Genomic DNA, 26,724 nt, shown 5'->3' with positions numbered 1-26,724 from the left:
TGTGCTCATGGCCGACGCCCCAGCGGAGGCGTGCGGCTGCCGCCGGTCCTCCGCGGGCGTCGGCCGTGAGGCGGCCAGCGGCCACCCGCCGGAGGGGCCGCCAAACAGGGAAGCTGTGAACAGATGCCCTCGCCGGGCGGGCAGGCTCCGGGATGGGCCCAAGCGCGAGCCGAGTGCTACGGGACCGGGGGAGTGGCTGGTCACCAGCTGGTCATCCCGTCGCCTGCCCTGATGGCTATCACACCGCGCCGGGACCGCAAGCCTGGCAAGTTCGGCCCGGCGGATGGCAGCCACGGTTGCGGCCCCGACACGGCGTGATCGAGACGCCATCAGGCGACGGGATGACCAGCAAGCGGGTCGCGTCTTGAAACAAAAACCTCCGACGGATCGATGGGAGGGCAAGTAAGCGCAACTACGAGAGGGGCATCAGCTCTTGAACACCCTAGACGACGACGTCGATCACGTCCTGAGATACCTCGTCGAAATCATAAATGCTCAATCTAGTGATGCCTCTATGGGTATTACACTCAGCATGCCCTCAGGAATGGTCACAGGGCAGCTGATACCGGGCCGCCTCTGGATGAGTGAGGTAGCCGATCTCTTCCAGCAAGCTTCGGGCAGTGAGGAAGAGGCTCCGTTCGCGCATTTTTTCAATCAGGTGAGACGACAATACGACGACGTTGACTCAACTGACTCCCCAAGTGAGGATGACTCGCAACATGATGACTCGCAGGATGATACAGATAAGCCAGTGACTGGGTTCATTCACCTCCGTAATGCACGGTTCTTTGTCGGCGCACAAATGGCTCCGCAGGAGGGTGCGCACTGGCGTGGACGCTTAGTGGATGTTGCTGGTTGGAATCCAGGCCACATGTCAGTGGGGTAGCCGGGCGTCTCAACATTCCGACAGCAGATGTGCCGCCGAGTCAGGTAGCTCGGCGGCACAATGCAACTGGACATCTTCTGCCTCCACCGTTGACAAGATCAAGATCAAGTGCCCCACTTATGCCCCACAATGACTGGAAGAAGACGGTCAACGCTCAGTGACCGCCACCGTTTGCTGTCGCGAACTAAGCAGGTGAGGGCGCGCATCGGCAGACGACGAGAAACGGTGACCTTGGCCGCGCGGAAATCGACGCAGTGCGGGTTCGAGTCCCGTCGGGGGCACTGTTCCCGCTGGTCGGTGAGGTAATCCCGCGGTCCGGGTGATCGTCGGGCGCTCCCGCGTCAGGACGCGGACGGCGGCGGGGTGAACTGACTGGCGGTGAACTCGGCACCCCACGGGTCGCGGAGCACGGCGGCCCTGGTCCATTCGGTGTCGGAGGTCGTCACCACGGTGCCGCCGAGTCGTTCCGCGATGGCGGCCGTCTTGTCGCGGTCGGCCACCGTGAACGTGACATGCCAGTGCGAACGCTCGGTTGCTGCGAGTGGAACGAGCCAGCCGATCGCGTCGGCGAAACCGGGTGGCGCGAACCCTTCCTGCCGCTCGTGGATGTCCGGGTCCACCGTGCCGGCGAGATGTTCTCCGTATCCCGGGCGGCGGATCATCGTCGCGTAGCCGAGGTCTTCGAACTCCCATCCGAAGACCCTTCGGTAAAAGGAACTCGACTCGGCGGGATCGGCCGCATGGAGGTCACTGAAGTTCCACGCGCCGGGGGCGTTGGTCAGCTGCGCTCCCGGTCGCCTGTTCGCCTGCCACAGCCGGAACTCGACGCCGGCAGGGTCGGCGCACACCGCCGACACCCCACCCTCTCCTGCCGACGCCGGCGGCGAGACAACGCGACCGCCCGAGTACGCGACCAACCGGGCGGTGGACTGAGCATCGTCAACGGCGATGTAGGTGTTCCACGAAGCGGCTGACGTTCGCGGTTCCGCCGGATCGGCCGGGCCTGCGACGCCGGCGACATCCTGACCGTCGAGTCGCGCGATCACGTATCGGAACGGCGCACCCGGCGCCGTGGCGTCCGAGAAGCTCCATCCGAACAGATCCCCGTAGAACGCCTTCACGGCCTCGACGTCGTTCACCTCCAGGTCGATCCAGGACGTCACCCCGGCAGGGTAGGTGCGCACTTCGGCCATGTGTGTCTCCTTCGTCGTCGGCTCATCGAACGTAGAGGAGGGGTCCGACAAAACGCCTCGCCTGCGTTCCGCCGCGCGCCGGTCGATGTCGGTGCGGATGCCTAATATCGGGTTCCATGACGACGTTGTCGCATCTGCGTAAGGCCGCGCTCGCCCTCCCGGAGGTCGAGGAGGGCACCCACTTCGGCATGGTCGCGTTCTCGGTGCGCGGCAAGGGCTTCGCCTCGGTGACCAAGGACGGCCAGGTACAGCTGCAGCTGTCACCCGACGATGCCGAGGCCGCGCTCTCGGCGCACCCGGCGGGGGAGCGCCTGGTCCGGATGGGCACTCCCATCGGCTTCCGCATTCAGTTGGCCGACATCAACGGCAAGGATCTCAATGCCCTGGTCCGCGCGGCATGGTTCCGCCGCGCACCGAAGCGGCTGGCGGCCACGCTCGCCGCCGCCGACGCGGGAGTCGGGCAGCAGGACGGCGACCTGCCCGCCGCCATCGGCAGGCCCGCGACGCAGGCCATGCTGGGAGCCGGCTTGGGCACTCTCGACGAGGTCGCCAGCCGTACCGAGAAGGAGTTGCTCGCACTGCACGGTGTCGGCCCGAAGGCGGTACGCATCCTGGCCGAGGCGCTGGCGCGGCAGGGCAAGTCCTTCCGCTGACTCCCGCGCGGCCGGGAGCGGACCAGGGCGCACTGTTTCCGCACGTCACCGGTCGTGAGTGCGTAACAGTGTTCTAACTCGCGTGCGCACTCACGAGATGTGACACCGCCGTCCCGCTCGATATCGCATCACTTACCATTGCGCAAACGCAATTCTGGGAGGCGAAGCATCGTGCAGACGCCCGGCTCGGCGCAGCCGCATGGGAAACATGTCTACTTCCACGTCGGTGCACCGAAGACCGGGACGACGTACCTCCAGCTCGTGCTGCAGCAGAACCGGAAAGCGCTGGCCGGCAACGGTGTGCTGTACCCCTACGACGAGCACGGAGACTCCTTCCGCTCCACGATCGACTTCCGCGGGATCGGCTGGGCCGGGCGTGGCCCCGGCGAGCACGCCGGGACCTGGGACCGGGTCGCCGAGCGTTGCCGGGCCTGGTCGGGCTCCACGGTGATCGTCTCCAACGAGCTGCTCGGTGGCGCGACCGTCGAGCGGATCAAGGCAGGACTGGCCAGCGTGCAGCCTGCCGAGGTCCACGTCATCTTCTCGGCACGGGATCTCGCGCGCCAGCTCGTCTCCGACTGGCAGGAGCACATCAAGCACAAGCACCTGGTGACGCTCGAGGACTTCGTCGGCGACCTCGTCGAGAAGGGCTTCGACGCACCCGAGCCGTTCGGCGAGATGTTCTGGGGTCTGCACGACGCCGCCTACGTACTGCAGAACTGGGCGGAGGTCGTCCCGCGGGAGAACATCCACATCGTCACGGTGCCCCAGCAGGGAGCGCCCCGGGACACGCTCTGGCGGCGGTTCTGCGAGGTCACCGGCCTGGACCCGGAAGGATACGACACCACGGTCCCGCGGTCCAACTCCTCGATGGGAGTGGCCGAGACCGAGCTGCTGCGGCGGATCAACGCCGACGTTGCCGACCTGCCTGCCGACAGCTACGACCAGCTCGTCCGCATCCAGCTCGCGGAGAACATCCTGGGGCGGCAGTCACCCGGCCTGAGCCTTCCGCCCGAGCGCGCCGACTGGGTGCGGCAGCGCTCGCGCGATCTCATCGACGAGCTGAAGCGAGCCGGCTACCACGTCGAGGGTGACCTCGAGGAGCTCATGCCGGCTGAGAACGCCGAATCCGGCTACGTATCTCCGACCGGGCTGACCGAGGCGGAGCTGGCGCCCGCCGCGATCCGCGCGGCGACCGGCCTGCTGCGGCACAGCAGCGTGCAGCACCAGCGGATCCGCGAGTTGAAGGGGCACCTCGAAGGCCCCCGGCCACCGGCCGGTGCCAGGGACCTGGCGGCACAGCTCTACCGGGTCGGCCGCCGCCGGGCGGGCCGGGTGGTGCGCGCGGTGCGGAGCCGCCGCTGACCGCACCACCGCGGCCGTACCGGATCAGGCTTCCAGGGCCTCCTTGAGCGCGGCGAGCCGCTCGCCCCAGAAGGTCTTCATCCGCGCGGCCTCCTGCGCGTCGGTCAGCTTCTCGTGCTGTAGCGCTACCACGGCCTTCGCGTCACCCTTCGGGATGAAGCCGACCACGATCCGTGTCGAGCCGTCCACCCAGTCCGCGCGGAACGACTTGGGTGCCGTGGCGGTTCGGACGTTCAGCGTGACGCCGGGCAGCCACCGTTCGAGCAGCCGGGAATCGGTGAACGCCGTGAACAACCGCTCGACGGGCACGGCGACGGTCTTGCTCCGGCTGATGCCGAAGTAGCCGTCGCTCTTCTGGCCGGGTGCACGCATCCCGCGAGCCTGCTCGTATCCCACCGTGACGCTCTGCGCCCACCAGCCGTCGACCCCATGTTCCTCGACGAGGTGGCGGGCGATCTCGGTGTGCGTGTGCTCGGTGGCATTCCACGTGTCGAGCAGTGCGAACCACTCGTCCCAGCCGCGTCCGGTGCGCTCGCGGAGAGCAGCCTCGGACCCTCGCTGGGGCTGGACGGCGACAGGCGGCGCGGACTGTGGCGCGGTGTCCGACTTCTCCAGAATCCGGCGCCGGGCGGTGGTGTAGCTCTCGCCGGTCTTGTCCGCGCGGGTCCGGACGCGGGTCTTGAACGACTTCTGCCTGGTCATCACATGCTCCCTGATACGACACGGCGCGACCACGGGACTCACGCTCCCGTCGGCCCCGCCGGAATGGGGCATGTCACCGGCGTCCCGAGAACTCGAGGTCCCCTTTGCCCCCACGAGCCGATGGCGTGAGCACCGGTAACGGGGGTGCGGCGCAGGACGGCGCCGACTCGACAATACACGGAGCAGGCCCGTGGCGGTAGCGACCAAGGCAAGCGAGCCCGGAGTCAGCCGCCGTTTCCTTGTGCGGGGACGATCTCGAACAGCGGAAGCAGGCCCGCGATCTGCAGGACCCGGTGCGCGAAGCGGTCCACGTTGACGATCTTGACGGTGCCACCGCGGTCGGTCACCGTGGCGTGCGCGCGCACCAGCGCGCTGATGCAGGCCGAGTCGAAGAAGGACAGCTTCGCGAAGTCGACAACGAGCCGGTCCGCCCCGGCGGAGAGCAACCGTTCCAGTGCGGCATCCAGTTCCGGCGCCACACCGTGGTCGATCTCGCCGGTCAGGGTGATCCGGCCTTCGCTGCTGATGAGCTCGGCGTGCACGGTCGAGGCCGCCGCCGGATTCGGTTCGCGGTTGCCGTCCGTCATCTTTTGCGCTCTCCTGACGCCGTGTGTGGTTGCCTGCACCAGCCAGCTACCCCAACCGGAGGCATACCAAGTCGTACCCTAAGTTTGCCAGCACGCAACCAACTTGTGAGTGTGTACGCAGCCACGTGCATCTCGATCGGGAGCTTCAGTATGACTCTGACAGCCCAGCCGGTACGCGAGGAACTCGCCGAATTCCTCCGGGCGCGGTGGCAGGACATCGTGCGGGCGTGGTCGGCGGCCGCCGTCTTCGGGCATGCCGATCCCGCCGACACCGAGGACGAGTGCGCCGAACTGCTCACCGGCGTCGCGCAGGCGATCCGTGAGGGTGCCGAGGGCGATCCGGCCGACGAGGGCTTCTCCGCGGCGCGGTCGGTGTTCGGTCCGCTGGTCGCGGGTGTGGCCGCGGGCCAGGGTGGTCGCCCGGACGTGGCGGCCCTGAAGGCACCCCTGCTCCGCCTCTGGAGTGAGCACGACAAGCCGGCGGACATGGCGGCGGACGGTGCCGTGGCGCTGTCCACGGTGGTCGACACGCTGCGCCTGCTGCTGCTGGAGATGGAGCTGGAGTCCAGCGCGGAAACCATCCGGTCGCAGCGGGAGCAGCTCACCGAGCTGTCGACCCCGGTGATAAAGCTGTGGGACGGCGTGCTCGCGATCCCGCTGATCGGCACGCTGGACAGCATGCGCAGCCAGGCCGCGACGGAGAACCTGCTGGAGCAGATCGTCGCGCAGCAGGCGCGGGTGGCGATCCTGGACATCACCGGCGTGCCCGCCGTGGACACCATGGTCGCCCAGCACCTGCTGAAGACCGCGATGGCGGCGCGGCTGATGGGGGCGGAGTGCATCATCAGCGGTATCCGCCCGCAGATCGCGCAGACGATGGTGCAACTCGGCATCGACCTCGGCGAGCTGGCCACGCGGGCGAGCCTGGCCGACGCACTCGGATATGCCCTGCACGAAACCGGGATGGCCGTAGTGGCCGACCAGCACCGTTAGGGGTGAACACTGATGAGCGCGACCTCCGTGATCGAGCTGGACGGTGTCCTGCTCGTCACCATCCAAGGTGAGCTGACCGATCATGACGCCATCGCGCTGCAGCAGGACCTGACCACCCAGGTCGCCGAGCGTGGTGCCCGGGGCGTGCTCATCAACATCTCGGCGCTGGAGATCGTCGACTCCTTCCTCGCCAGGACCCTGCACGAGATCGCGGGCGTGACCTCCCTGCTCGCCGCGGAGACGGTGGTCGTGGGCATGCGGCCCGAGGTCGCCATCACGCTCGTGGAGCTCGGCCTGACCCTGAACGGGCTCCGGACGGCGCTTTCGGTGTCCGACGGCCTGTCGATGTTCGGCGGTGCCTCCATCGCCCGGCGCGCGGAGGGGGCATGACCACCGTTCCCACCGTGCGCGAGGTGCCCATCCGTGCCGAGATCGGCATCGTTCAGGTACGGCAGGCCGTTCGCGAGGTGGCGGTATCGGTCGGGTTCTCGCTCGTCGACCAGACGAAGCTGGTGACCGCCGCGAGCGAGCTCGCCCGCAACACGCTCAAGCACGGCGGTGGCGGCGTCGCGGAGATCGAGCTCGAACAGCGGGTCGGGTCGACCGCCCTGCGGCTGAGGTTCCACGACAAGGGTCCCGGCATCGGTGACGTGGAGCTGGCCCTGCGGGACGGCTACAGCAGTGCAGGTGGCCTCGGACTCGGCCTGAGCGGGGCCCGCAGGCTCGCCGACGAGTTCGATCTGGAGACCGCCCGGGGCGAGGGCACGACGGTGACGGTCACGTTCGTGGCCGCCGGCCCGGCGGCCCGATGAGCGGCACCACGATCGCCGTCACGCAGCCGGTGCACATCGCCAGGGCTCGCAACGTGGCCACGTCGACGGCTCGTGCCGTGGGCCTGCCGAGACCGTCCGTCGACCGGGTCGCGCTCGCCGCCTCGGAACTGGCCAGCAACCTGGTCAAGTACGCACTCGACGGGCTGTTCTCCGCGGAGGTGCAGCCTGCCGGGCTCGACCTGCTGGCCACCGACCGCGGCCCCGGGATCAGGCGGGTCGACGAGTGCCTCCGGGACGGCTACTCCAGCACCGGCACGCTGGGGACGGGCCTCGGCGCGATCCGCCGCCTCGCCGACCGGTTCGACATCTGCTCCCGGCTCCAGCAGGGCACCACGGTGCTCGCCCGCTGGCACGTGGCGCAGCCCGAACCGCTCGGTGTACGGCTCGGCGCCGCCGAGTACACCTCACCGGGCGAGACCGTCAGTGGCGACGCGTGGGCCGTCGCCGAGACCGGCGGCGTCACCACCCTCGGTATCAGTGACGGCCTCGGCCACGGCCCGGGAGCCGCGGCCGCCAGCGCCGCCGCGATGGCACAGGTCTGCGCGGGCGCGGCCGGGTCGCCGGACCAGGTGCTCGCCGCGATGGACGCGGACATGGGCGGTACCCGCGGCGCGACGGTCGCTGTGGCGCAGTTCGACCTCGCGCGGCAGCGGCTGCGGTTCAGCGGCATCGGCAACATCGCCGCCCGGCTTTACGGGGGTGGTGGCGCGATGGGCGAGACGCTGGTGTCGATGCCCGGGATCGTCGGCAAGCGGCCCCGGCAGATGCGCAGGCACGAGCCGCTGGTACGGCCCTGGTCGGCCACCAGCATGCTGGTGCTGCACACCGACGGCATCGCGGGGCGGTGGAACCCGGCCGACTGGCCAGGTGTTCTCCGGCACGATCCCGCGACCGTGGCGGGCTGGCTACTTGGCCAGCACGCCCGGCGACGCGATGATGCATGCGTGGTGGTGATCGCCGGAGGTGACACGTCGTGAACGCAGGCAGGCGGGACACCCGCAGCGCTGCCGAGCTGCGCGCCGAGCTCGAGCAGGCGCTGCGCGGCAGACGCCTCTCCGCCGAATCCTGGGAGCCGCTGCTCGCGGAGTTCGAGTCCGGTGGCGCGCTCGCCGGTGCCATGCGCGAGCTGGTGGACGTCGCCCGGGAACAGGAGCTGGAGCTGCGCTGGCACCAGTCCGAACTGGAGCAGACCAACGCGGGGCTGCTGGCGCTGCACACCGAGATCGACAGGCAGCGGCAGCGCAACGCCTTCCTGGACGAGGTCAGCCGCGCCTCGGCGACCTCACTCGACCCGGCCGAGGTGCTCGGTGTGGTCGCGCGCCTGCTGCGCAGGCAGGACTTCGCCGACCACGTCGACGTCTGGACGATGACCGAGACCGGCCTGCTCGGGGCCGGTGACCCGGAGCGGGAGCCGGACACCACAACGCGCGCCGCGGTCCGGTCGCGGGAGACGGTCCGCGACGGTGACCATCGTGTGAGCGTGCCGCTCACGGCGGGCCCGCACGTACTCGGCGTGCTCGATCTCTACCGCGGGGCCGCCGAGTTCGGTGACGAGGACGTCGCGCTCGCCCGCGGCGTCGCCGACCGGGCGGCCGTCGGGTTGCGCAACGCGAACGTCTACGAGCGGGAGCACGAGCTCGCCGAGCGGCTGCAGCACGCGATGCTGCCCGGGCTGACGCCGCACGAAGAGCTCGACCTCGTCGCCCGGTACCGCTCCGCGACCAGGGGTGTGCACATCGGCGGCGACTGGTACGACGCCGTCTCCCGGCCGGACGGGACGGTGGTGCTCACCGTCGGTGACGTCACCGGGCACGGACTGGACGCCGCGGTCGTCATGGGGAAGCTGCAGAACGCCCTGCACGCCTACGCGCTGGAGGGCCACGGACCGGCGACCTCGCTGCGCCTGGTGCACGAGCTGCTCCGCGGGGGGCCGACGACGCTCTTCGCCACGGCGGTGGTCGTCGAGGTGGAGAAGGCCACCGGCATGCTGCGCTGGGCCAGCGCCGGGCACCTGCCACCTCTGCTGGAGGCCGGTGACGGCCAGGTCCGCTTCCTGGAGGCCGAGCACGCGCCGATGCTCGGCATCAACTTCGAGCACGGCATCCCCGAGCACAAACGTCAGCTCTCGCCGGGCTCGTCGATCGCCCTCTACACGGACGGGCTCATCGAGCGCCGCAACAGCGATATCGACGCGGGCCTGGAGCGGCTGGCCGCGGCGTTCACCTCGGCTTCGGGCCAGCACGTCGAGGCGCGTGCCGAGCACGTGCTGCGCGACATGCTCGGCGCGGCCGACCACGATGACGACGTCTGCCTGCTGCTCTGCCGCTGGCGCGGGGACTCGCGATGAGCGCCACGCCCACCGGCGCGGAGATCGCGGCGGCCGTCCGGCGCGGCGAACTCGACCCGGTCCGCGTCACGGAGGACGCGCTGCGGCGGATCGACGCCGCCGACGGCATCGTCGGCGCCTTCCGGCGGGTGCGCGGGCCCGAGGCGCTCGCCGAGGCCGAGGGGCTGCGCGGACGGCCCGATCTCGACCGGTTGCCGCTGGCTGGCGTGCCGGTCGCGGTGAAGGACGTGGTGGAGGTCGCGGGCGAGACGGTCGAGTGGGGCTCGCGGGCGGCCGGCCCGCCGGCCGCCACCGCCGACCACGACGTGGTGCGGCGGCTGCGCGCGGCAGGCGCGGTGATCGTCGGAATCACGCGGGTGCCCGAGCTGTGCGCGTGGCCGATGACCGACACACCGGACGGCATCACGCGCAACCCGCGGCAACCTGCGTACACGGCCGGTGGCTCGTCCGGTGGCAGCGCGGCCGCCGTCGCCGCCGGGTTCGTGCCGATGGCGCACGGTACCGACGGCCTCGGCTCCGTCCGGCTGCCCGCCGCGATGTGCGGCCTGTTCGGTATCAAGCCGGGCCGGGACGTGATCGTCGACACCTCGGGGCCGCACTGGTTCGGGATGTCCACCCACGGTGCGCTGGCCACCACGGCGGCCGATGCCGCGTCCCTGCTCGCCGTGCTCGCCGACCGCCCGGACCTCGCAGGCACGGCCACGCCCGGCCCGGTGCGGATCGCGGTGTCCTCGCGGGTGCCGCTCACCCGCGCGCCCGTGCCGAGGCCGCTGCGCGCGGCCGCCGAGCGGGTCGGTGAACTGCTCGCGGGCGCCGGGCACCGGGTGAGCGCCGCCTCGCCACGCTACGGTGCCGCCGCCCCGGCCGGACTGCTGACCCGCTGGGTCGCCGGACCGGCCGAGCAGGCCGAGTCCTTCGACAGGGCGAAGCTCCAGCCGCGGACCCGCGCCCACGTGCGCGCGGGTGACGCCGTCCGCCGGGCCGGGCTCGTGCGTGAGCGCACGGCGCGGGAATGGACCAGCAGGGCAGAGGAGTTCTTCACCACGCACGACGTCCTGGTGACCCCCATGCTGGCGACCCTGCCGCCGAAGGCCGCTCGCTGGCACGCGCGGTCGTGGGCCGCCAACGCGCTGCCCTCCATCGGGCTCGCCGGGTTCGCCGGGCTGTGGAACCTCGCCGGGTTCCCGGCGATGTCGGTGCCCGCGGGCCGGCGCCCGGACGGCCTGCCGATCGGCGTGCAGCTCGTGGCCGCCCGCGGCGGGGAGAGCACCCTGCTCGGGCTCGCGGCGGAACTGGAACGGCTCGGAAACGGCTAGCGCAGGTCCCAATGCGGCATCGGGTGCGACCAATGCCGCATCGGGGCACGTCGGCGCGAACTAGGCGCGCAGCCGCACCCCGTCGTGCTCCTGCGAGGCGGGCAGGTCGGCGATGTCGGCGTCCTCGTCCTGCACCGGCACGAGCGCCGACTCGCCCTCCTTCAGCACCTTGTCGGCCTCCTTGAGCCGGGCGCGCGCCTCCTCGCGGATCCGCGCCAGCCGCTCCACCGTGTCGTTCGCCTCGGTAGTGCGGCGCTCTGCCTCGGCCTTCGCCTCGTCGAGGATGCGCTCGGCCTCCGCGCCGGCCTCGTCGACCAGCCGCTTGGCCTCCGTCGTGGCCTCCGAGATCCGCCGCTCGGCCTGGTTCTTGCTCGCGGTCTTCTGGTCGGCGATGTACTTGTCGAGGGCGTTGCGCTCCGCGGTCATCTTCGCGTCGAACTCACGCTCGATCGTGCGGCGCCTGTTCTCCGCCTCGCTGTCGAGCCGTTCCCGCCGCCGCACGGCCTCGGTGGTCATCTTCTCCACCTCGGCCTTGGTCGAGGCGAGCGCCTCCTCGTGCTCGCGCTGCAACGCGTCGGCATGACCGTCGAGCGTCTCCAGCAGCTTCATGTACCGCTGGTGCAGCTTGTCCGAGACCGTGCTGCTCTCGGCCCAGTGCTTCTCGGCGCCCTCCTGCGCGCGGGCGATGATCTCCTCCGCGCGCGCGTTCGCCAGCCGGACGGTGCGCTGCATCCGCTCGTCGAGGTCCTCGATCCGCTCCGGCGGCTTCTTCAGCTCCTCGATCCGGTCGTGCAGCTTGTTGATCTCCCGGCGAGCGTTGTCCAGCTCCCGGGACACCGTGTTGATCTGGGCGCGCGCCGAGTCGCGATCGGACATGAGCCGCCGCAGCTGCGTCTCGATGTGGTCGACGTACTGCAGGACCTGGTTGCGGTCGAACCCGTGCCAGGCCTGGCTGAATTCCCGTCGCAGCGGCAGAAGACCGTTGTCTCGCTCGGAAGCCATGTCATGACCGTACCCGCGCACGGTGCGTTATCGCCGCCAGGCCTGGGGTCTTTGCCCGACTTCGCTCACGATTTTCTCGTCACCAGTGGAAGCCCCGGGTGAGCTTCACGAGCGCGGTCGCGGCCCTGGACAGGTGCCGGTCTCCCTTGCCGATCCGGAGGCCGCCGCTGCCGCCCGCCGCCGCCGAGTCGGGGAAGACCCGATACCCCTGGTAGGCGATGGCGTCCACCAGGCCGGGCGCGAGCGCGTAGGCGGCCTGGATCAGGTAGCCCTCGGGGGTGCCGATGTGCTTCGGCTTGTCCTTGAGCGCACGGACCACCATGTCGGCGGCCTGCTCCGGCGACTTCGTGGGGAACGCGTCGTAGATCTTGGTCGGCCGGATCATCGGGGTGCGCACGAGTGGCATGTGGATCGTTGTGAACGTGATCCCGTCGCCGTGCGTCTCGGTGGCCACGATCTTGCTGAAGTAGTCGAGCGCGGCCTTCGAGGCCACGTACGCGGAGAACCGTGGCGCGATGCCCTGCACGCCGATCGAGGACACGTTCACGATGTGCCCGTACTTGCGCTCGGTCATGTGCGGCAGCAGCGCGACGATCAGCCGCACCGCGCCGAAGTAGTTGATCGCCATCGCCCGCTCGAAGTCGTGGAAGCGGTCGAAGGAGAGCTTCACCGACCGGCGGATCGAGCGGCCTGCGTTGTTCACCAGCATGTCCACCCTGCCGTGGTCGGCGAGCATGGCGTCGACGATCTTGCGCACCGACTCCTCGTCGGTGAGGTCCGCAGGGTAGACCGAGGCCTGCCCGCCCGCGGCGATGATCTCGTCGCGCACCTCCTCCAGCTCGTGCCGCCTGCGCGCGACGAGCAGCGGCACCGCGCCCTCGGCGGCGATCCGCAGTGCGGTCGAGCGCCCGATCCCCGACGAGGCGCCGGTGATCACGACCCGGCGGCCGTCCAGCTCACCCCGCGGGCCGTGCTTGCGCGCGCGGAAGGGGTCCAGGTGCTCACGCCAGTACCGCCACAGCGCCGGGGCGTAGCGCTCCAGCGGCGGCACGTCCACTCCGGACCCGGCCAGCTCCCTGCGGGTCGCGGCGGAGGCGAACACGGCGGGAAACGTCAGCGTCTCCAGCAGCACCGGCGGAATGCCGAGCCGCTCGAACACGGCATCGCGCGCGATCGTGACACCCGGTACGTGCTCGCTCAGGCGCACCAGGTTCACCACGCGGCGGGAGATGCCCTCGCCGAGTTCGAGGTCGATCGTCGGGGCGCCGGCCGCCCTGGCGAACGCGTTGTAGACCGCAGCCACCGGCTGCGGTTCCGGGTTGACCAGGTGGAACGCGCGGCCGTCGAGACCGTCCCTTGTCACCAGTTCGAGCATCGCCTTCGCGACGTAGTCGACCGGTACGACGTTGGTGTCGCCGATGTCCGGTCCGACGACCGGCACGTTCGGCAGCGCCGCGAGGCGGCTGATCGCGTTGAAGAGGTAGTAGGGGCCGTCGATCTTGTCCATCTCGCCGGTCTCCGAGTGCCCGACGACGACGGCGGGGCGGTACACCCGCCACGGCACCTCCTGCTGCTCGCGGACCAGCCGCTCCGCCTCGAACTTCGTGCGGTGGTACGGCGTGACCAGGCGCTGGCCCGCGTCGAACATCTCCTCGGTGAAGATGCCCGCGTAGTCACCGGCGACCGCGACCGACGACACGTGGTGCAGGCAGCGGGCGCCGAGGTCCGCGGCCAGCTCGATGACGTGCCGGGTGCCCTCCACGTTGGCCCTGATGCTCACCTCGTCGTCGGCGGTCAGGTCGTAGAGCGCGGCGAGGTGCACGACGTGGTCCACCCGTCCCCGCAGCTCCTCACGGGTGGGCGGGTCGACCCCGAGGGCCTCCTCGCCGAGGTCGCCGGGCACCAGCGTGACCTTCTCCGGATGCGGCCACTCCTGCACCAGCGTGGCCAGGCGCTCCCGGGAGCGTTCGCGGACGAGCAGGGTCACCCGCTCGGTGTCCGCACGTTCGAGCAGCAGCCGGGTGAAATGACGTCCGATCAGTCCGGTCGCCCCGGTCACGAGATAGGTGGCCATTGGCTTACCCCTTCACCGCCGTGGATCGAGACAGAGCAACACGCGGCAATTCTGCCGCACGTGTCGAATCCCCGCGCCGGTGTTCGGCGATGCTCACCCCGGCTCGGCGAGCACGACCCGGTTCTCGGCGTAGCCGGTGGTGCCGCCGAGCCAGCGACCGCCGCAGGTGACCAGCACGATGCGGTGCGGGCCGCTCTGGCCGAACAGCTCACCTGCCCTGGCGGGCAGCTCGTCCTTGGCCAGCGTGACGATCCGGGTGATGTCGTAGTTCCATGCCGTGCCCGCCTCGTCGACGACGGTGACCCGCTCGCCGATCCGGGCGGCCCACAGCTCCGCGAACGGCCCGGTGCGCCCGTTCCAGTCGACGTGGCCGGCGAACACGCTCGCCCCGCCGGGCGCGCCGACGCCGGCGCCCCACCAGGTGGCTTCTCCGAGATCGTCCGGCACCGGGAGCACCGCGTCCGGCCCGACCTCCCCGCGCACGAGCCTCGCGGTGCCGCCGTCGGGAAGCCGGATGGTGCCCGGCGGGCGGCCCGGTGATTCGTCGCCAGGCAGCGTGGCGGGCGCCGGTGCGTCGGCCGGTGCGGCCGTCCCGGTGGGTGACCGTCGCGTCGCCGGTGCCCGCTCGGCCGCGGGCTCCGGCGGCGGGGCCGGCGGGACGACCCGCCGTCCCGGCTGCGTGGCGACCGGCGCGGGCTCGGCGACACCCGCCACCACGGTCGGTGCCGTCGCCGGCGGGAGCAGCAGTACACCGGTCACGGCCAGCTCGGCGACGAGCAGGCCGGCCGCGCCCAGCAGGTAGGCCCGCGCCCGGCCTCGCCCCGGCCGCATCGTCACCGCCCGGTGAGCCGTCGCCGGGCGGCCCATCCGGTGAGCAGTTCCTCGCCCGGTTCGTACACCTCGCCGGTGTACGGCGCCTGCAGCGCGAAGGAGACACAGAACACGTGCTCGCCGCCGAGCAGGCAGACCGCAGGCAGGCGCAAGGCCGTGACCAGCCGCGTCGTTCGCCCCATGCGTCCCTTTCCCTCCCGTGGGGAACCGCGCGCGGCGTGGCCGCACACGAACGATGAGATCCCCGACGCGCGTTCGGTGACGAACCGAATACGCCTGGTGAGAGTCGCGCGAACGGTATGAACGGGGCAATAGGCCAGTGGGTGGACGTAGGACGAGCGGTCGCGGCGTGTCATCCTGACGCGGGTCCACACTGCCCGGGATCAGTGTGAGTAAAGTTGCCTTTACGGACGGGAACCGGCCGGCATGAGCGGTCGTTGTACCCACAGCAAGTGCCAGGGAGATCCAGGAGGATCAGGTGCGAACCTCTAGCAACCCCGCTTTCCGTAACCTGCCGCGGGGCGCCGCGGCGGGCGGCGGGTACGCGGGCTTCAACCAGCCGCAGGGCGGTGTGCCCGGGTACGGAAAGCCCCAGGCTCCGGCAGGTGCGGCCGATCGGCCGATGACGGTCGACGACGTCGTCATGAAGACCGGCGCGTGCATCGGGACCGCGCTGCTGACCGGCGCGCCCACCGCGATCTGGGCCCAGTCACAGCTGGCCGCGGGGTCGATGGGCGCCGTCTTCGGCGCGCTGATCATCGGCATGCTCGTCGGGCTGGGCCTGTCGCTGTTCATCATCTTCAAGCAGAAGGCGAGCGGTCCGCTCACGCTTGCCTACTCGGCAGCCGAGGGTGTCTTCCTCGGTGCGTTCACCGGCGTGTTCCAGAGCTTCGTCTCGCCCGGCCAGCCGCTCGCCCTGCAGGCGATCCTGGGGACCGGCCTCGTGTTCATCGCGATGCTGGTGGTCTACAAGACCGGTGCCGTGAAGGTGACGCCGAAGCTGACCAAGTGGGTCATCGGCGCCGCCGCGGGCGCGTTCATGCTGATGCTGGTGAACCTCGTCGTCGGCATGTTCAACGGCGAGGGGATCGGTATCCGCGGCACGGGCCCGCTCGCGATCGGCATCAGCCTGCTGTTCATCGGTATCGCGGCGTTCATGCTCCTGCTCGACTTCGACATGGCCGACCGGATGATCCGCGACGGCATGCCGTCGAAGTGGGCCTGGTTCGCGGCCTTCGGCCTGATGACCACGCTGGTCTGGCTGTACCTGGAGATGGTCCGGCTGCTCGCCGCGCTGAATAGTGAGTAGCGTCGGCCTGAGGTAGTTCGACGATGTGAAAGGCGCCCGGCCGGCCGGGCGCCTTTCGCGCTCGGCCGAACGGGTCAATGAACGCCGGTGTGATCACGGCGTGTTAGATGGCGGGCGTCCCTTTCGCCTGAGATCTGTGTGAGGTTCCTGGTGTCGGTTCCGCCCCCGCCCGGTCAGCCCGAGCCCGGCTCGCCGAACCCGTACGGGACACCGCCGGGTGGGCCGCCACCGGCAGGACCGCCGCCGTACGGGCCGCCGCCAGGCCAGCAGCTGCCCCCGGGACCGCCGCCGTACGGGCCGCCACCGGGGCAGCAGCCGCCACCGTACGGGCAGCCGCCGTACGGCCAGCCCCAGCTCGGGTTCGGGCCACCGCCCGGCGGGCCGCAGCCGCCGAAGAAGAAGCTGCTCTGGCTGAAGATCGGCCTTCCCGTGCTGCTCGTCCTCGTGGTCGGCGCGGCCGCGCTCGCCGGCGTGCAGCTGTTCAAGAACTCCGCGTGGAACGCCGAGGTCGGCGACTGTCTCGACGTCCCGGAGTTCTCCTCGGACACCGACAAGCAGCCGAGCAAGGTGAGCTGTGACGCCGAGGACGCGACCGTCAAGGTCGCGGTCAAGGTCGACGGCGAGAACGGCAACTGCCCCGAGGGCGACTACGACCACATCTCCTACGAGGGCGGGGACACCTTCTGCCTGATGATCAACGCCAGGGAGGGCGACTGCTTCGCGGACGTCAGCTCCCCCACGGCGGGGTACTCGCGGGTGGCGTGCACCGATCCCGGCGCGGAGGTCGAGTTCCTCAAGGTCGTCGAGGGGCAGACCAGCCCGGAAGCCGCGTGTGCCGACACCGAGGCGACGTTCCCGGTCGTCTACTCCGACCCGCCCACCGTCCTCTGCGCCAGGGAACCCAGCGTCGCCTGATACCCAACGCTCGTGAGTGGCTACGCGAGTTCTAACTCGCGTAGCCACTCACGAGGGGCGTGCTCAGCTGAGGCGTTCGAGCACCATGGCCATGCCCTGGCCGCCGCCGACGCACATGGTCTCCAGGCCGAACTGCTTGTCGTGGTGCTGCAGCGAGTTCAGCAGCGTCGAGGTTATCCGGGCGCCGGTCATGCCGAACGGGTGGCCGACGGCGATCGCCCCGCCGTTGACGTTGAGCTTCTCGATGTCGATGCCCAGGTCCCGGTAGGACGGGATGACCTGCGCGGCGAACGCCTCGTTGATCTCGACCAGGTCGATGTCGCCGATGGACATCCCGGCCCGCTCCAGCGCCTGCTTCGACGCCTCGACCGGTCCGTAGCCCATGATCTCCGGCGAGAGCCCGGACACGCCGGTGGACACCACCCGCGCGAGCGGCGTGATGCCGAGCTCGCGGGCCTTCGTGTCACTCATGACGACAAGTGCCGCGGCGCCGTCGTTGAGCGGGCACGCGTTGGCGGCGGTCACGCGGCCGTCGGGGCGGAACACCGGCTTGAGGCCGGAGACGCCCTCCAGCGTGACCCCGGCCCGCGGACCGTCGTCCTTCTCCACCGTGCTGCCGTCGGGCAGCGTCACCGGGGTGATGTCCTTGGCCCAGAAGCCGTCCGCGATGGCCTTCTCGGCGAGGTTCTGTGAGCGCACGCCGTACTCGTCCATCTCCGCGCGGGAGATGTTCTTCACCCGGGCCAGGTTCTCGGCGGTCTGCCCCATCGCGATGTAGACGTCGGGCAGCCGGCCGTTCTCCCGCGGATCGGTCCACGAGTCGGCGCCCTGCTCCGCGGTCGCGGCCGTGCGGGCCTCGGCGTCGGCGAAGAGCGGGTTGTGGGTGTCCGGCCAGGAGTCCGAGCTGCCCTTCGCGAACCGCGAGACGGCCTCGACCCCGGCGGAGATGAACACGTCACCCTCGCCCGCCTTGATCGCGTGCAGCGCCATCCGCGTGGTCTGCAGGCTCGACGAGCAGTACCGGGTGATCGTGCACCCGGGAAGGTGGTCGTAGCCCAGCTCCACGGCGACGACGCGGCCCATGTTGAAACCCGACTCGCCGCCGGGCAGGCCGCAGCCGAGCATCAGGTCGTCGATGTCGGCCGGGTCGAGCTGGGGAACCTTGTCGAGTGCCGCACGGACCATCTGGGTGGCGAGATCGTCGGGGCGCATGTCCACCAGCGATCCCTTGCCCGCCCGTCCGATGGGCGAGCGAGCTGCGGCGACGATGACGGCTTCTGGCATGGCGGACGCTCCTTCGGGTCAGCTAAGCGATTGCTTATCCCCCATCCTCCCGGCTACGGCCGGGGAGGCAACCCGTAAGTGCCGCCGGACACGTTCCGGCGGTACTTACGGGTGGCGGCGGCTCAGCCGACCGCGGTGATCCGGCCTGTTCCGCCGACGGGGTAGCGCTCCGCGGTGACCGTGCCGGACAGCCCCTCACCAAGGTAGCCCTCCAGCGCCTGCTGGTACGTCGTCCCGACGGGGGTGAACGGCAGGTCCCCGAAGGGGTAGCCGTCGCCGCCCCGCGCGGAGAAGTCGTTCGTGGCCAGCGAGACCGGCGGGCCCTCGACCACCGTCCCCTCGGACACGACGACCGTGCCGTCGTCCAGCACGACGTCGCGGACCCGCTCGCCCGGCGTGACGATCGTGCTGGTGCCCTCCTCGACGACCTGCGCGGTGCGGGTGGTGTCGTAGGTGAACTCCAGCCCGGACACCTGCATGAACGCGCCTGCGGCGTTCGGTGAGGCCGCGACACCGCGTTCGAGCAGCTGCCGCAACGTCGCCCTCGGCACCTCGGGCACCACGGAGACGAAGTTCGAGAACGGCGCGATCTCGTAGGTGTTCAGCGCGGTGATGTCGCCGGCGGGCAGGACCGAGTCGTTGCGGATGCCGCCGCCGTTCTGGATGGCGACCCGGGGCGGCGTCACCCCGTACTCGGCGGCGCGCTGCCGCCCGGCCCAGCGCAGGCTGTCGGCGACCAGGTCGCCGAGATTGGTCTCCCTGCTGCGGACCTCGTTGCGCACGCCGTCGAGCGGCACCTCGCTGGCGGCCACCACCGTCTCGGCGAGCTCTTCGAGGTGCTCGGCCACCGGCTTCTCGACCTCGGCACGCACGCGCGGGTCGCCCGCCACGGCGTCCGGGCCCACCCCGGAGACGCGGACCGGGCCGGTCCGCCGCTCGTCGATGCCGATCACGTCGCCGCGCCGGTCGAAGTTGAGCACCAGCCTGCCGACGTACTTGTAGTCCCCGGTCGTGGTCACCACCGGGATCGAGCGGCCGGTCGCGTCGTCGGCGTAGAGCGGGAAGCCGCGCTCGGCGGTGTCCCCGGGAATCAGCCGGTCGGCCGGTCCGGCCAGGATCTCGCCGCCGCCCGCGCCCACCACGGCGTCCACACCGGACAGTTGCGGTACCAGCGCGAGCTCGTTGTCGATGTCCTGGAGATGGCTGACCAGGATCACCTTGTCGATGCCGCGCCGCTGCAAGTCCTCCGTCAGGCCGTTGGCGATACCGGCGAGGTCGCCGCTGACCGCCACGTCGCGGGGGCTGGAGATCGCCGGCAGTTCGGGGGTGGTCAGGCCGATGACGCCGATCCGCTGGCCCGCGGTCCGCAGCACCTTGCTGGAGACGATCGTGCCGTCGTCGACGTAGGCGTCGAGCACCGGCTCGCCCGAGAAGTCGAGGTTCGCGCTGACGAAGTCGAGGGAGCCGCCGAAACTCTCGACGAACTGCCCGAACACCTCGGGCCCGAAGTCGAACTCGTGGTTGCCGATGATGCTGGCGTCGTAGCCGATCTCGTCGACGGCGATGGCGTCGTAGAACGGGACGCCGCGCTCCAGGCTCGCGGAGAACTCGGGACCGGCGAGGAAGTTGTCGCCGCCGGAGAGGGTGATCTCGCCACGCCTGCCTGCCTGGCCGCGCGCCGGCTTGCCGGTCGTCGCCTCCTTACGCAGCTGGTCGACGAGTGTCTTGGTGCGGGACGCGCTGCCGTACGGGTTGGCGCCGCCGTCGGTGATCGAGCCCTCGTCCGTACCGTCGCCCGCGACGCCGAGCAGCGCGGACTCCATGTCGTTGGTGAAGTGCACGCTGAGGGTGAAGGCGGGGTGCCGGTGCGCTCCGGCCGCGGCGGGTGCGCCGCTCGCGGTGACGGCCAGTGCCCCGGCGAGCGCGGCGGTGACCGCGACCCGCAGCGGGTGTTTGCGGAGGGATCTCAAGCGGACTCCTCGAATCTCACTCGGAAGGATGATCCGGCGAGCTAAGCACAGCGCCGGGGGCCGGACAATCCTGCGGCGCGGCCGCGGCGGCGACTGTTTACGCTGTGCCCGTGGACTACGCCGAACATGTCATCGACCTCGTGGGCAACACCCCGTTGGTCAAGCTGAACGCCCTGGCCGAGGGCCTGCAACCGCTCGTGCTCGCCAAGGTGGAATTCCTCAACCCCGGCGGCAGCGTGAAGGACCGCATCGCGCTCCGGATGGTGGAGGCCGCCGAGGCCTCCGGCGAGCTGCGGCCCGGCGGCACGATCGTCGAGCCGACCTCCGGCAACACCGGGGTGGGGCTGGCCATCGTCGCGCAGCGCAAGGGCTACCGCTGCGTCTTCGTGTGCCCGGACAAGGTCAGCGAGGACAAGCGCAACGCGCTCAAGGCCTACGGTGCCGAGGTGGTCGTCTGCCCGACCGCCGTGCCGCCCGACCACCCCGAGTCCTACTACAAGGTCTCCGACCGCCTCGTCGGCGAGATCGACGGTGCGTGGAAGCCGAACCAGTACGCCAACCAGGAGAACCCGGCCAGCCACTACAGCTCCACCGGCCCCGAGGTCTGGCGGCAGACCGACGGCCGGATCACGCACTTCGTGGCCGGTGTCGGCACGGGCGGCACCATCTCGGGCACCGGGCGCTACCTCAAGGAGGTCTCGGAGGGCCGGGTCCGGATCGTCGGCGCCGATCCGGAGGGTTCGGTGTACTCGGGCGGTACCGGCCGCCCCTACCTCGTCGAGGGCGTCGGCGAGGACTTCTGGCCGGAGACTTACGACCGCGACGTCGCCGACGAGATCATCGCGATCTCCGACGGCGACTCGTTCACGTTCACCCGCAGGCTGGCCCGCGAGGAAGGGTTGCTGGTGGGCGGCTCGTGCGGGATGGCGGTGGCCGCCGCGCTGCGGCTCGCCGAGCGGTGCGGCCCGGATGACGTGATCGTGGTGCTGCTGCCCGACGGCGGCCGCGGGTACCTCGGCAAGGTCTTCAACGACGCGTGGATGTCGTCCTACGGCTTCCTCTCACCCGATTCGAGCGGTGCCACGGTGGGCGACGTGCTGCGCCGCAAGGACGGCACGCTGCCCGAACTCGTGCACAGCCACCCGACCGAGACGGTGGCCGAGGCCGTCGCGATCCTGCGCGAGTTCGGGGTCAGCCAGATGCCGGTGGTCAGTGCCGAGCCGCCGGTGATGGCTGCCGAGGTGGTCGGTGCCGTGAACGAGCGGGACCTGCTGGAGGCGCTGTTCACCGGCAAGGCCGCGCTGGCCGACCGGCTCGACCGGCATATGTCGCCGCCGCTGCCGACGATCGGGGCCGGTGAGCAGGTCGGGTCCGCGATGAAGGCGCTGACCTCGGCGGACGGTGCGCTCGTGTTGATCGGCGGGAAGCCGGCCGGGGTGGTCACGCGGCAGGACCTGCTCGCGTTCGTCTCCGGGCACTGACCGAATCATGTGACATCGCCACGGCTGGTCGGGGCGTTACGAGCGATCAGTACCCCGATCCGCTAGCGTGTGCGCGAGCCAATTTCATTTAGGTCCTCGTCAAGGGGGTTCAAGACCCACATGAGTGCTCCGCAGCCACCGAATCAGCCCTGGGGCGGTGGGCAGCCGCCGCAGGGCCCTCCGAGTGGTTCCCAGCCTGAGCAGGACAGCCCGTTCGGATCCCCGGAACCGACGCACGTCGTCCAGCCACAGCAGCCGCAGGGGGAACAGCAGTTCGGCGACAGCCCGGAACCGACCCAGGTGGTACAGCCGCCGCAGCCCGGTGGTGAGCAGGACACCGGGGGCCAGCAGGGGGAGGGCCCCGGTGCGGATTCCACCCAGCTCGTACCGCCGGGTTCGCAGCCTCCGCCCTCGATTCCGTACGCGCCACCGCCGAGTGCGGCCGACAACCCCGCCGCGATGAACCCCCAGGGCGGCTTCGGCCAGCAGCCGGGCGGCTTCGGCCAGGAACAGCAGGGCGGTTTCGGCCAGCAGCAGCCGGGGGGCTACGGCCCGCCGCCCGGATACGGCGGCCCGCCGCCGGGGCAGCCCGGTGCCTTCGGCCAGCCGGGCGGGTTCGACCCGGCGCAGGGGCAGGGTGGCTTCGGCGCACCTCCGCAGCAGGGATATCCCGGCCCGTACGGCGGCCCGCCACCAGGGTTCGGCCCGCCGCCGCAAGGCGCGGGCGGCGGCAACAACCAGCTGTTCGGCTGGGTCGCCGGCGGTGTACTGGCGCTGCTCGGTCTCGTCGCCGCGATCTTCGCGATCATCGACGTCACCGACATGACCGGGGACCTCACCGAGGGTCAGGCCAACATCAGCCAGGAAGACATCGACAGGGCCTTCGAGCAACTGGGCTTCGCCTCGCTCGGCACCCTGCGGTTCTACATCATCATGGTCCTGCTGGGTGCGATCATGGTGCTGGCGAGCGGTGTCCTGCTCGCCATGGTGAGCAAGCTGGGTGCGGTCTTCAAGAAGGTCGTGCCGATCCTGGCGGCCGCGGGCGGGTTCCTGCTCGTGCTGTTCGCCATCCTGATCATGGTGGGTACCACCATCTCCTCCGATGCGCGGCAGCAACTCGGGGCCGCGGCGGACGACTTCAGCGGTCCGGGCACACCCGTGCTGTACCTGATCATCGGCATCCTCGCCCTCGCGGTCGGGGTGCTCGGGCTGATCCCGGCCACCGCGCAGTTCGTGGGTCTCGGCGGTGGCCAGGGTGCTCCCGGTGGCTTCGGTGGTCCCGGTGGCTTCGGCCCGCCGGGCGGCGGCTTCCCGCCGCCGCAGGGTGGTTACGGCCCGCCGAGCCAGCCCGGTGGTTTCCAGCAGCCCGGCTACGGCCAGCCCGGCGGGCCCAACCCGGGCAGCGGTGGGTTCCCGCAGCCGGGACAGCCCGGTGGCCCGCCACCCGGTCAGCCAGGTGGCTATGGCCAACCTGGACAGCCCGGCCAGCCTGGTCAGCCCGGCGGCTTCGGCCAGCCCGGCCAGCCGCCGCAGCAGCCGGGTGGTTTCGGCGGTCCGCCACCCGGTCAGCCCGGTCAGCCAGGTGGCTACGGACAGCCCGGCCAGCAGCAACCCGGTCAGCCGCCGCAGCAGTGGTGACGGCCTGATCGCGCAGGTCAGCGAAAGATGCCCCCGGCAGCCGCCGGGGGCATCTTTCTTCGTGCCGTGAACGGCGCGTGGCGGCTAAGGTGATCGCCGTGTCCGGACCTGACGGCGACCGCGCGCTGCGAAAACCCCTCGGCGTGACCGCGATCGGCGCCGCGGTCCTCGCTCTCGGCCTGAGCGGGTTGATCGGCTACGTGCCGGTGACCACCTTCGTCGACGTGGGCCTGGACCGGCTGGAGACCTCCGCGGCTGGGCTGTTCGCCGGGTACGCCGCGGCGGCGGCGCTGCTGCTGTTCGGGGCGCTGCTGACGACCGCAAGGGTGGTCGCGGGCGTCCACCTGCTCGTTCTCGGCGCAGTGCTCGCGGCGGCCGCGGTCGGGCTCGAACCGGCGATGGTGCTCCACGGTGAGTACCGCTTCTACTTCCAGGAGATCGCGGAGCTGGACGGGATGGACGCCCTCTCCCGGGCGGCCGGCCTGGTGCTCGGCCCGCTGACGCTGGTGCTCGCGTTGCTGCCCTCGACGTTCCGGTGGGTCCGGCAACGGCAGGCCGGGTAGCCGAGTCGTAGGCTGGGGGCATGGTTCACGACCCCGCCAACTTCGGTTTCGAGACCCGCGCCATCCATGCCGGTCAGGAACCTGATCCACGGACCGGTGCGGTGATCGTGCCGATCTACCAGACCTCGACCTACGCCCAGGACGGCGTCGGCGGCACCCGCGAGGGCGACTACGAGTACTCGCGCACCGCCAACCCCACCCGGACGGCGCTCGAACAGGCGCTCGCCGCGCTGGAGGGCGCCCGGCACGCGCTCGCCTTCGCCTCGGGCATGGCCGCGAGCGACGCCGTGCTCCGCGCGGCGCTGCGGCCCGGTGACCACCTCGTGCTCGGCGACGACGCGTACGGCGGCACGTTCCGCCTGATCGACAAGGTGCTCACGCACTGGGGCATCGACTACAGCGTCGCGCATCTGTCCGATCTGGACCAGGTCCGCGCCGCTGTCCGGCCGGAGACGAAGCTCGTGTGGTGCGAGTCGCCGACCAACCCGCTGCTGGGCATCTCCGACATCGCGGCGCTCGCCGAGGTGGCTCACGTCGGCGGGGCAAGGCTGGTCGTGGACAACACGTTCGCCACGCCGTACCTGCAGACGCCCCTGGATCTGGGCGCCGACATCGTGGTGCACTCGACGACCAAGTACCTCGGCGGCCATTCCGATGTGGTCGGTGGCGCCGTGGTGACCAACTCCGCGGAGCTGCGCGAGCAGCTGTTCTTCCTCCGCAACTCCTCCGGCGCCGTTCCCGGAGCGTTCGACGCGTGGCTCACCCTGCGCGGGCTGAAGACCCTCGCCGTACGGATGGAACGCCACTGCGACAACGCGGAACTGGTCGCCGATGCGCTCGCGGCGCACCCGAAGGTGAGCAAGGTGTACTACCCCGGCCTCGCCGACCATCCGGGTCACGACCTGGCGGCGAAGCAGATGCGCCGCTTCGGCGGCATGGTGTCGTTCGACCACGCCGACGGTGAGCAGGCTGCGCTCGACACGGCCGCGCGGGCGAGGCTGTTCATCCTCGCCGAGTCGCTGGGTGGCATCGAGTCGCTCGTCGAGCACCCGGGGCGGATGACGCACGCCAGCGTTGCGGGCTCGATGTTGCAGGTGCCCGCCGAGCTGGTGCGGCTGTCGGTCGGGATCGAGGACCCGAGGGACCTGCTTGCGGACCTGAACCAGGCGCTCGGCTAGGGCAGACTACGGACGCAGGTTGTTCGGCGGGACGGAGCGGATCATGTCCTCGCCCTGCTTGCCCGTGGTGGTCTGCGGCAGGTCGGCGCCGTCGAAGCAGCCGCCGACGAGCTCGACGTGGTTGTCGTGCCGGACGTACTGGCCCGGGTCGGCGCACGTCGCCTGCTCGACGGTGTAGAAGGCGGCGCCGGTGAGTGCCAGCGCCGACGCGACACCGGCGACAAGCGAACCGACGCCGGCGAAGCGGGATGCGCCCGACGTGGTAGCCCGTGCCATGCTGGTGTCTCCCTGCTCGATGCCGGTACCGGGGACCAGAGTACCCGGTTGCGTTCGCTCGGGCCGTACGTGTCCGGCGGGATGGGATCATCTGCACTTATGGAACTCGTCGACGTGGACCGGATACGTGCCGCCCGGCAGCTGCTCGAGACGGTGGTGCGCAGGACCCCGGTGGAGCACGCGCGCGATCTGGAGCCGGCCCACGGCGGTCCCGTGCACCTGAAGTGCGAGAACCTGCAGCGCACCGGCTCGTTCAAGGTCCGCGGCGCCTACACGCGGATCCACGGGCTGAGCGACGCCGAACGTGCCGGTGGCGTCGTCGCGGCGAGTGCGGGCAACCACGCGCAGGGTGTGGCGCTTGCGGCCGCACTGCTCGGCACCAAGGCCACGGTGTTCATGCCCGAGCGGGCGCCGCTGCCGAAGCTGGCCGCCACGCGGGGATACGGCGCCGATGTCCACCTCAGCGGTTCGGAGCTGGAGGAGACGCTGGCCGAGGCGATCGCGTTCGCCGAGCGGACGGGTGCGGTCTTCATCCACCCGTTCGACCACGCCGACATCATCGCGGGCCAGGGGACCGTGGGGCTGGAGATCCTGGAACAGGTGCCCGAGGCGGCGACCGTGCTCGTGCCGACCGGTGGCGGCGGCCTGGTGGCGGGTGTCGCGTCCGCGGTGCGGGCGGTGGCACCCGGCGTGCGGATCGTGGGCGTGCAGGCGGAGGCGGCGGCCGCGTGGCCGGCCTCGCTGGCGGCCGGCCACCCGGTTCGCCGCACCGGGCTGCAGACGATGGCCGACGGGATCGCGGTCGGCCAGCCGGGGCCGGTCACCTACGCACACGTCTCGTCGATGGTGGACGACGTCGTGACCGTCAGGGAGGAGTCGCTGTCGGGCGCGGTGCTGCTGTGCCTGGAACGGCGCAAGCTGGTCGTCGAGCCCGCGGGTGCCGCGGCGGTGACCGCGCTGATGGAGCACCCCGGTGCGTTCGAGCCGCCGATCGTGGCCGTCCTCTCCGGTGGCAACGTCGACCCGCTGTTGCTGCTCCAGATCATCCAGCACGGCATGACGGCAGGCGGGCGCTACCTCAAGCTCCGGTTACGCGTGCCCGACCGGCCTGGCTCGCTGGTGGGCGTGCTCTCGCGGGTGAGCGAGCTCGGCGCGAACGTGCTCGACGTGGAGCACTCGCGGATCGCGGGCAGGCTCGCGATCGGCGAGGTGGAGATCGCGCTGACGCTGGAGACGCGCGGCCCCGAACACTGCGCGGACGTGGCCGGCGAGCTCCAGCGCGCGGGCTTCACCGTCATGCACTGATCGCCGGGCTCACCGGCGCGCCG

General features: G+C 70.8%; 26 protein-coding genes. 16 read left to right on the top strand and 10 right to left on the bottom strand.

All coding sequences use genetic code 11. The annotated features are described in order from the left end of the window. Positions 1 to 433 precede the first annotated feature (433 nt). Positions 434 to 886, top strand: coding sequence for a GvpU-like protein (locus tag JAP66_RS33555; RefSeq protein ID WP_504957005.1), 453 nt, complete (start codon positions 434 to 436; stop codon positions 884 to 886). A gap of 341 nt (positions 887 to 1,227) precedes the next feature. On the opposite strand, the gene JAP66_RS16200 is transcribed toward JAP66_RS33555, so the two are convergent. After that, positions 1,228 to 2,079 carry a VOC family protein gene (locus JAP66_RS16200; protein ID WP_199432566.1) on the bottom strand — a complete coding sequence of 284 codons (852 nt, stop codon included), beginning with the start codon at positions 2,077 to 2,079 and terminating at the stop codon, positions 1,228 to 1,230. Positions 2,080 to 2,195: 116 nt separating this feature from the next. Between JAP66_RS16200 and JAP66_RS16195 the strand changes: the two genes are divergently transcribed. Both JAP66_RS16195 and JAP66_RS16190 read left to right on the top strand, forming a co-directional pair. Continuing rightward, entirely contained in the window at positions 2,196 to 2,732 is a 537-nt protein-coding gene (locus JAP66_RS16195) for an MmcQ/YjbR family DNA-binding protein (RefSeq protein WP_199432565.1), read from the top strand. Between the two features lie 171 nt (positions 2,733 to 2,903). Then, positions 2,904 to 4,097, top strand: a complete 1,194-nt coding sequence (locus tag JAP66_RS16190) for a hypothetical protein (RefSeq protein ID WP_199432564.1) — start codon at positions 2,904 to 2,906, stop codon at positions 4,095 to 4,097. Positions 4,098 to 4,121: 24 nt separating this feature from the next. On the opposite strand, the gene JAP66_RS16185 is transcribed toward JAP66_RS16190, so the two are convergent. Beyond that, a complete protein-coding gene (locus tag JAP66_RS16185) occupies positions 4,122 to 4,799 on the bottom strand; it encodes a hypothetical protein (RefSeq protein ID WP_235999048.1) in 678 nt (225 codons plus the stop codon). 224 nt (positions 4,800 to 5,023) lie between these two features. Then, complete coding sequence (locus tag JAP66_RS16180) at positions 5,024 to 5,386, bottom strand: STAS domain-containing protein (protein WP_199432563.1); 363 nt, start codon at positions 5,384 to 5,386, stop codon at positions 5,024 to 5,026. A gap of 150 nt (positions 5,387 to 5,536) precedes the next feature. On the opposite strand from JAP66_RS16180, the gene JAP66_RS16175 reads away from it, so the two are divergent. The 6 genes from JAP66_RS16175 to JAP66_RS16150 are packed head-to-tail and all read left to right on the top strand — an operon-like array spanning position 5,537 to position 10,875. Then, positions 5,537 to 6,379 (top strand): STAS domain-containing protein, encoded by an 843-nt coding sequence (locus tag JAP66_RS16175; protein ID WP_199432562.1) that lies wholly within the window; start codon positions 5,537 to 5,539, stop codon positions 6,377 to 6,379. Between the two features lie 12 nt (positions 6,380 to 6,391). After that, the gene (locus JAP66_RS16170; protein ID WP_199432561.1) at positions 6,392 to 6,769 is read left to right on the top strand and encodes an STAS domain-containing protein; all 378 of its coding nucleotides are present in this window, start codon (positions 6,392 to 6,394) and stop codon (positions 6,767 to 6,769) included. Then, the gene (locus JAP66_RS16165) at positions 6,766 to 7,191 is read left to right on the top strand and encodes an anti-sigma regulatory factor (protein ID WP_199432560.1); all 426 of its coding nucleotides are present in this window, start codon (positions 6,766 to 6,768) and stop codon (positions 7,189 to 7,191) included. Before JAP66_RS16170 ends, JAP66_RS16165 begins: the two co-directional genes overlap by 4 nt. Further along, entirely contained in the window at positions 7,188 to 8,189 is a 1,002-nt protein-coding gene (locus tag JAP66_RS16160) for an ATP-binding protein (RefSeq protein ID WP_199432559.1), read from the top strand. The genes JAP66_RS16165 and JAP66_RS16160 overlap by 4 nt, the downstream gene beginning before the upstream one ends. Then, complete coding sequence (locus tag JAP66_RS16155; protein WP_199432558.1) at positions 8,186 to 9,559, top strand: PP2C family protein-serine/threonine phosphatase; 1,374 nt, start codon at positions 8,186 to 8,188, stop codon at positions 9,557 to 9,559. Before JAP66_RS16160 ends, JAP66_RS16155 begins: the two co-directional genes overlap by 4 nt. Next, positions 9,556 to 10,875: an amidase family protein gene (locus tag JAP66_RS16150; protein ID WP_199432557.1), complete on the top strand. Its 1,320-nt coding sequence runs from the start codon at positions 9,556 to 9,558 to the stop codon at positions 10,873 to 10,875. Before JAP66_RS16155 ends, JAP66_RS16150 begins: the two co-directional genes overlap by 4 nt. A gap of 60 nt (positions 10,876 to 10,935) precedes the next feature. Here the strand turns inward: JAP66_RS16150 and JAP66_RS16145 are convergent, their stop codons facing one another. The 4 genes from JAP66_RS16145 to JAP66_RS16130 all read right to left on the bottom strand — a co-directional run bounded on the left by JAP66_RS16145 (position 10,936) and on the right by JAP66_RS16130 (position 14,964). Further along, a complete protein-coding gene (locus JAP66_RS16145; protein ID WP_199432556.1) occupies positions 10,936 to 11,877 on the bottom strand; it encodes a coiled-coil domain-containing protein in 942 nt (313 codons plus the stop codon). Between the two features lie 79 nt (positions 11,878 to 11,956). Continuing rightward, complete coding sequence (locus JAP66_RS16140) at positions 11,957 to 13,951, bottom strand: SDR family oxidoreductase (RefSeq protein ID WP_199432555.1); 1,995 nt, start codon at positions 13,949 to 13,951, stop codon at positions 11,957 to 11,959. A gap of 93 nt (positions 13,952 to 14,044) precedes the next feature. Then, positions 14,045 to 14,782 carry a class F sortase gene (locus tag JAP66_RS16135; protein WP_199432554.1) on the bottom strand — a complete coding sequence of 246 codons (738 nt, stop codon included), beginning with the start codon at positions 14,780 to 14,782 and terminating at the stop codon, positions 14,045 to 14,047. 2 nt (positions 14,783 to 14,784) lie between these two features. Further along, positions 14,785 to 14,964, bottom strand: a complete 180-nt coding sequence (locus JAP66_RS16130) for a hypothetical protein (RefSeq protein WP_199432711.1) — start codon at positions 14,962 to 14,964, stop codon at positions 14,785 to 14,787. A 296-nt stretch (positions 14,965 to 15,260) separates the two neighbouring features. On the opposite strand from JAP66_RS16130, the gene JAP66_RS16125 reads away from it, so the two are divergent. Further along, a complete protein-coding gene (locus JAP66_RS16125) occupies positions 15,261 to 16,091 on the top strand; it encodes a Bax inhibitor-1/YccA family protein (RefSeq protein WP_199432553.1) in 831 nt (276 codons plus the stop codon). Between the two features lie 150 nt (positions 16,092 to 16,241). Beyond that, positions 16,242 to 17,006, top strand: coding sequence for an LppU/SCO3897 family protein (locus tag JAP66_RS16120; protein WP_199432552.1), 765 nt, complete (start codon positions 16,242 to 16,244; stop codon positions 17,004 to 17,006). Between the two features lie 63 nt (positions 17,007 to 17,069). Here the strand turns inward: JAP66_RS16120 and JAP66_RS16115 are convergent, their stop codons facing one another. Then, positions 17,070 to 18,290, bottom strand: a complete 1,221-nt coding sequence (locus JAP66_RS16115) for an acetyl-CoA C-acetyltransferase (protein WP_199432551.1) — start codon at positions 18,288 to 18,290, stop codon at positions 17,070 to 17,072. 122 nt (positions 18,291 to 18,412) lie between these two features. Further along, positions 18,413 to 20,260: a bifunctional metallophosphatase/5'-nucleotidase gene (locus JAP66_RS16110; RefSeq protein WP_372448976.1), complete on the bottom strand. Its 1,848-nt coding sequence runs from the start codon at positions 20,258 to 20,260 to the stop codon at positions 18,413 to 18,415. Positions 20,261 to 20,370: 110 nt separating this feature from the next. Here JAP66_RS16110 and JAP66_RS16105 point away from each other — a divergent pair, with 110 nt between their 5' ends. From JAP66_RS16105 to JAP66_RS16090, 4 genes are all read left to right on the top strand, one after another. Continuing rightward, positions 20,371 to 21,741 carry a cystathionine beta-synthase gene (locus JAP66_RS16105; protein WP_199432550.1) on the top strand — a complete coding sequence of 457 codons (1,371 nt, stop codon included), beginning with the start codon at positions 20,371 to 20,373 and terminating at the stop codon, positions 21,739 to 21,741. Between the two features lie 120 nt (positions 21,742 to 21,861). Continuing rightward, positions 21,862 to 23,379 (top strand): hypothetical protein, encoded by a 1,518-nt coding sequence (locus JAP66_RS16100; protein WP_199432549.1) that lies wholly within the window; start codon positions 21,862 to 21,864, stop codon positions 23,377 to 23,379. A 98-nt stretch (positions 23,380 to 23,477) separates the two neighbouring features. Further along, positions 23,478 to 23,942, top strand: a complete 465-nt coding sequence (locus JAP66_RS16095) for a hypothetical protein (protein ID WP_199432548.1) — start codon at positions 23,478 to 23,480, stop codon at positions 23,940 to 23,942. Between the two features lie 20 nt (positions 23,943 to 23,962). Then, positions 23,963 to 25,120: a cystathionine gamma-synthase gene (locus JAP66_RS16090; protein ID WP_199432547.1), complete on the top strand. Its 1,158-nt coding sequence runs from the start codon at positions 23,963 to 23,965 to the stop codon at positions 25,118 to 25,120. A 6-nt stretch (positions 25,121 to 25,126) separates the two neighbouring features. Here JAP66_RS16090 and JAP66_RS16085 read toward each other — a convergent pair whose 3' ends face one another. Next, positions 25,127 to 25,396 carry a hypothetical protein gene (locus JAP66_RS16085; RefSeq protein ID WP_199432546.1) on the bottom strand — a complete coding sequence of 90 codons (270 nt, stop codon included), beginning with the start codon at positions 25,394 to 25,396 and terminating at the stop codon, positions 25,127 to 25,129. 99 nt (positions 25,397 to 25,495) lie between these two features. Here JAP66_RS16085 and ilvA point away from each other — a divergent pair, with 99 nt between their 5' ends. Beyond that, positions 25,496 to 26,701, top strand: coding sequence for a threonine ammonia-lyase (ilvA, locus tag JAP66_RS16080; protein ID WP_199432545.1), 1,206 nt, complete (start codon positions 25,496 to 25,498; stop codon positions 26,699 to 26,701). Positions 26,702 to 26,724: the final 23 nt, after the last annotated feature.

The organism is Qaidamihabitans albus (genome assembly GCF_016464705.1).
In the GTDB taxonomy this organism is placed as follows: domain Bacteria; phylum Actinomycetota; class Actinomycetes; order Mycobacteriales; family Pseudonocardiaceae; genus Qaidamihabitans; species Qaidamihabitans albus.
Note: the sequence above shows the minus strand (reverse complement) of the source record. Positions and strands in the feature narration are given on the sequence as shown.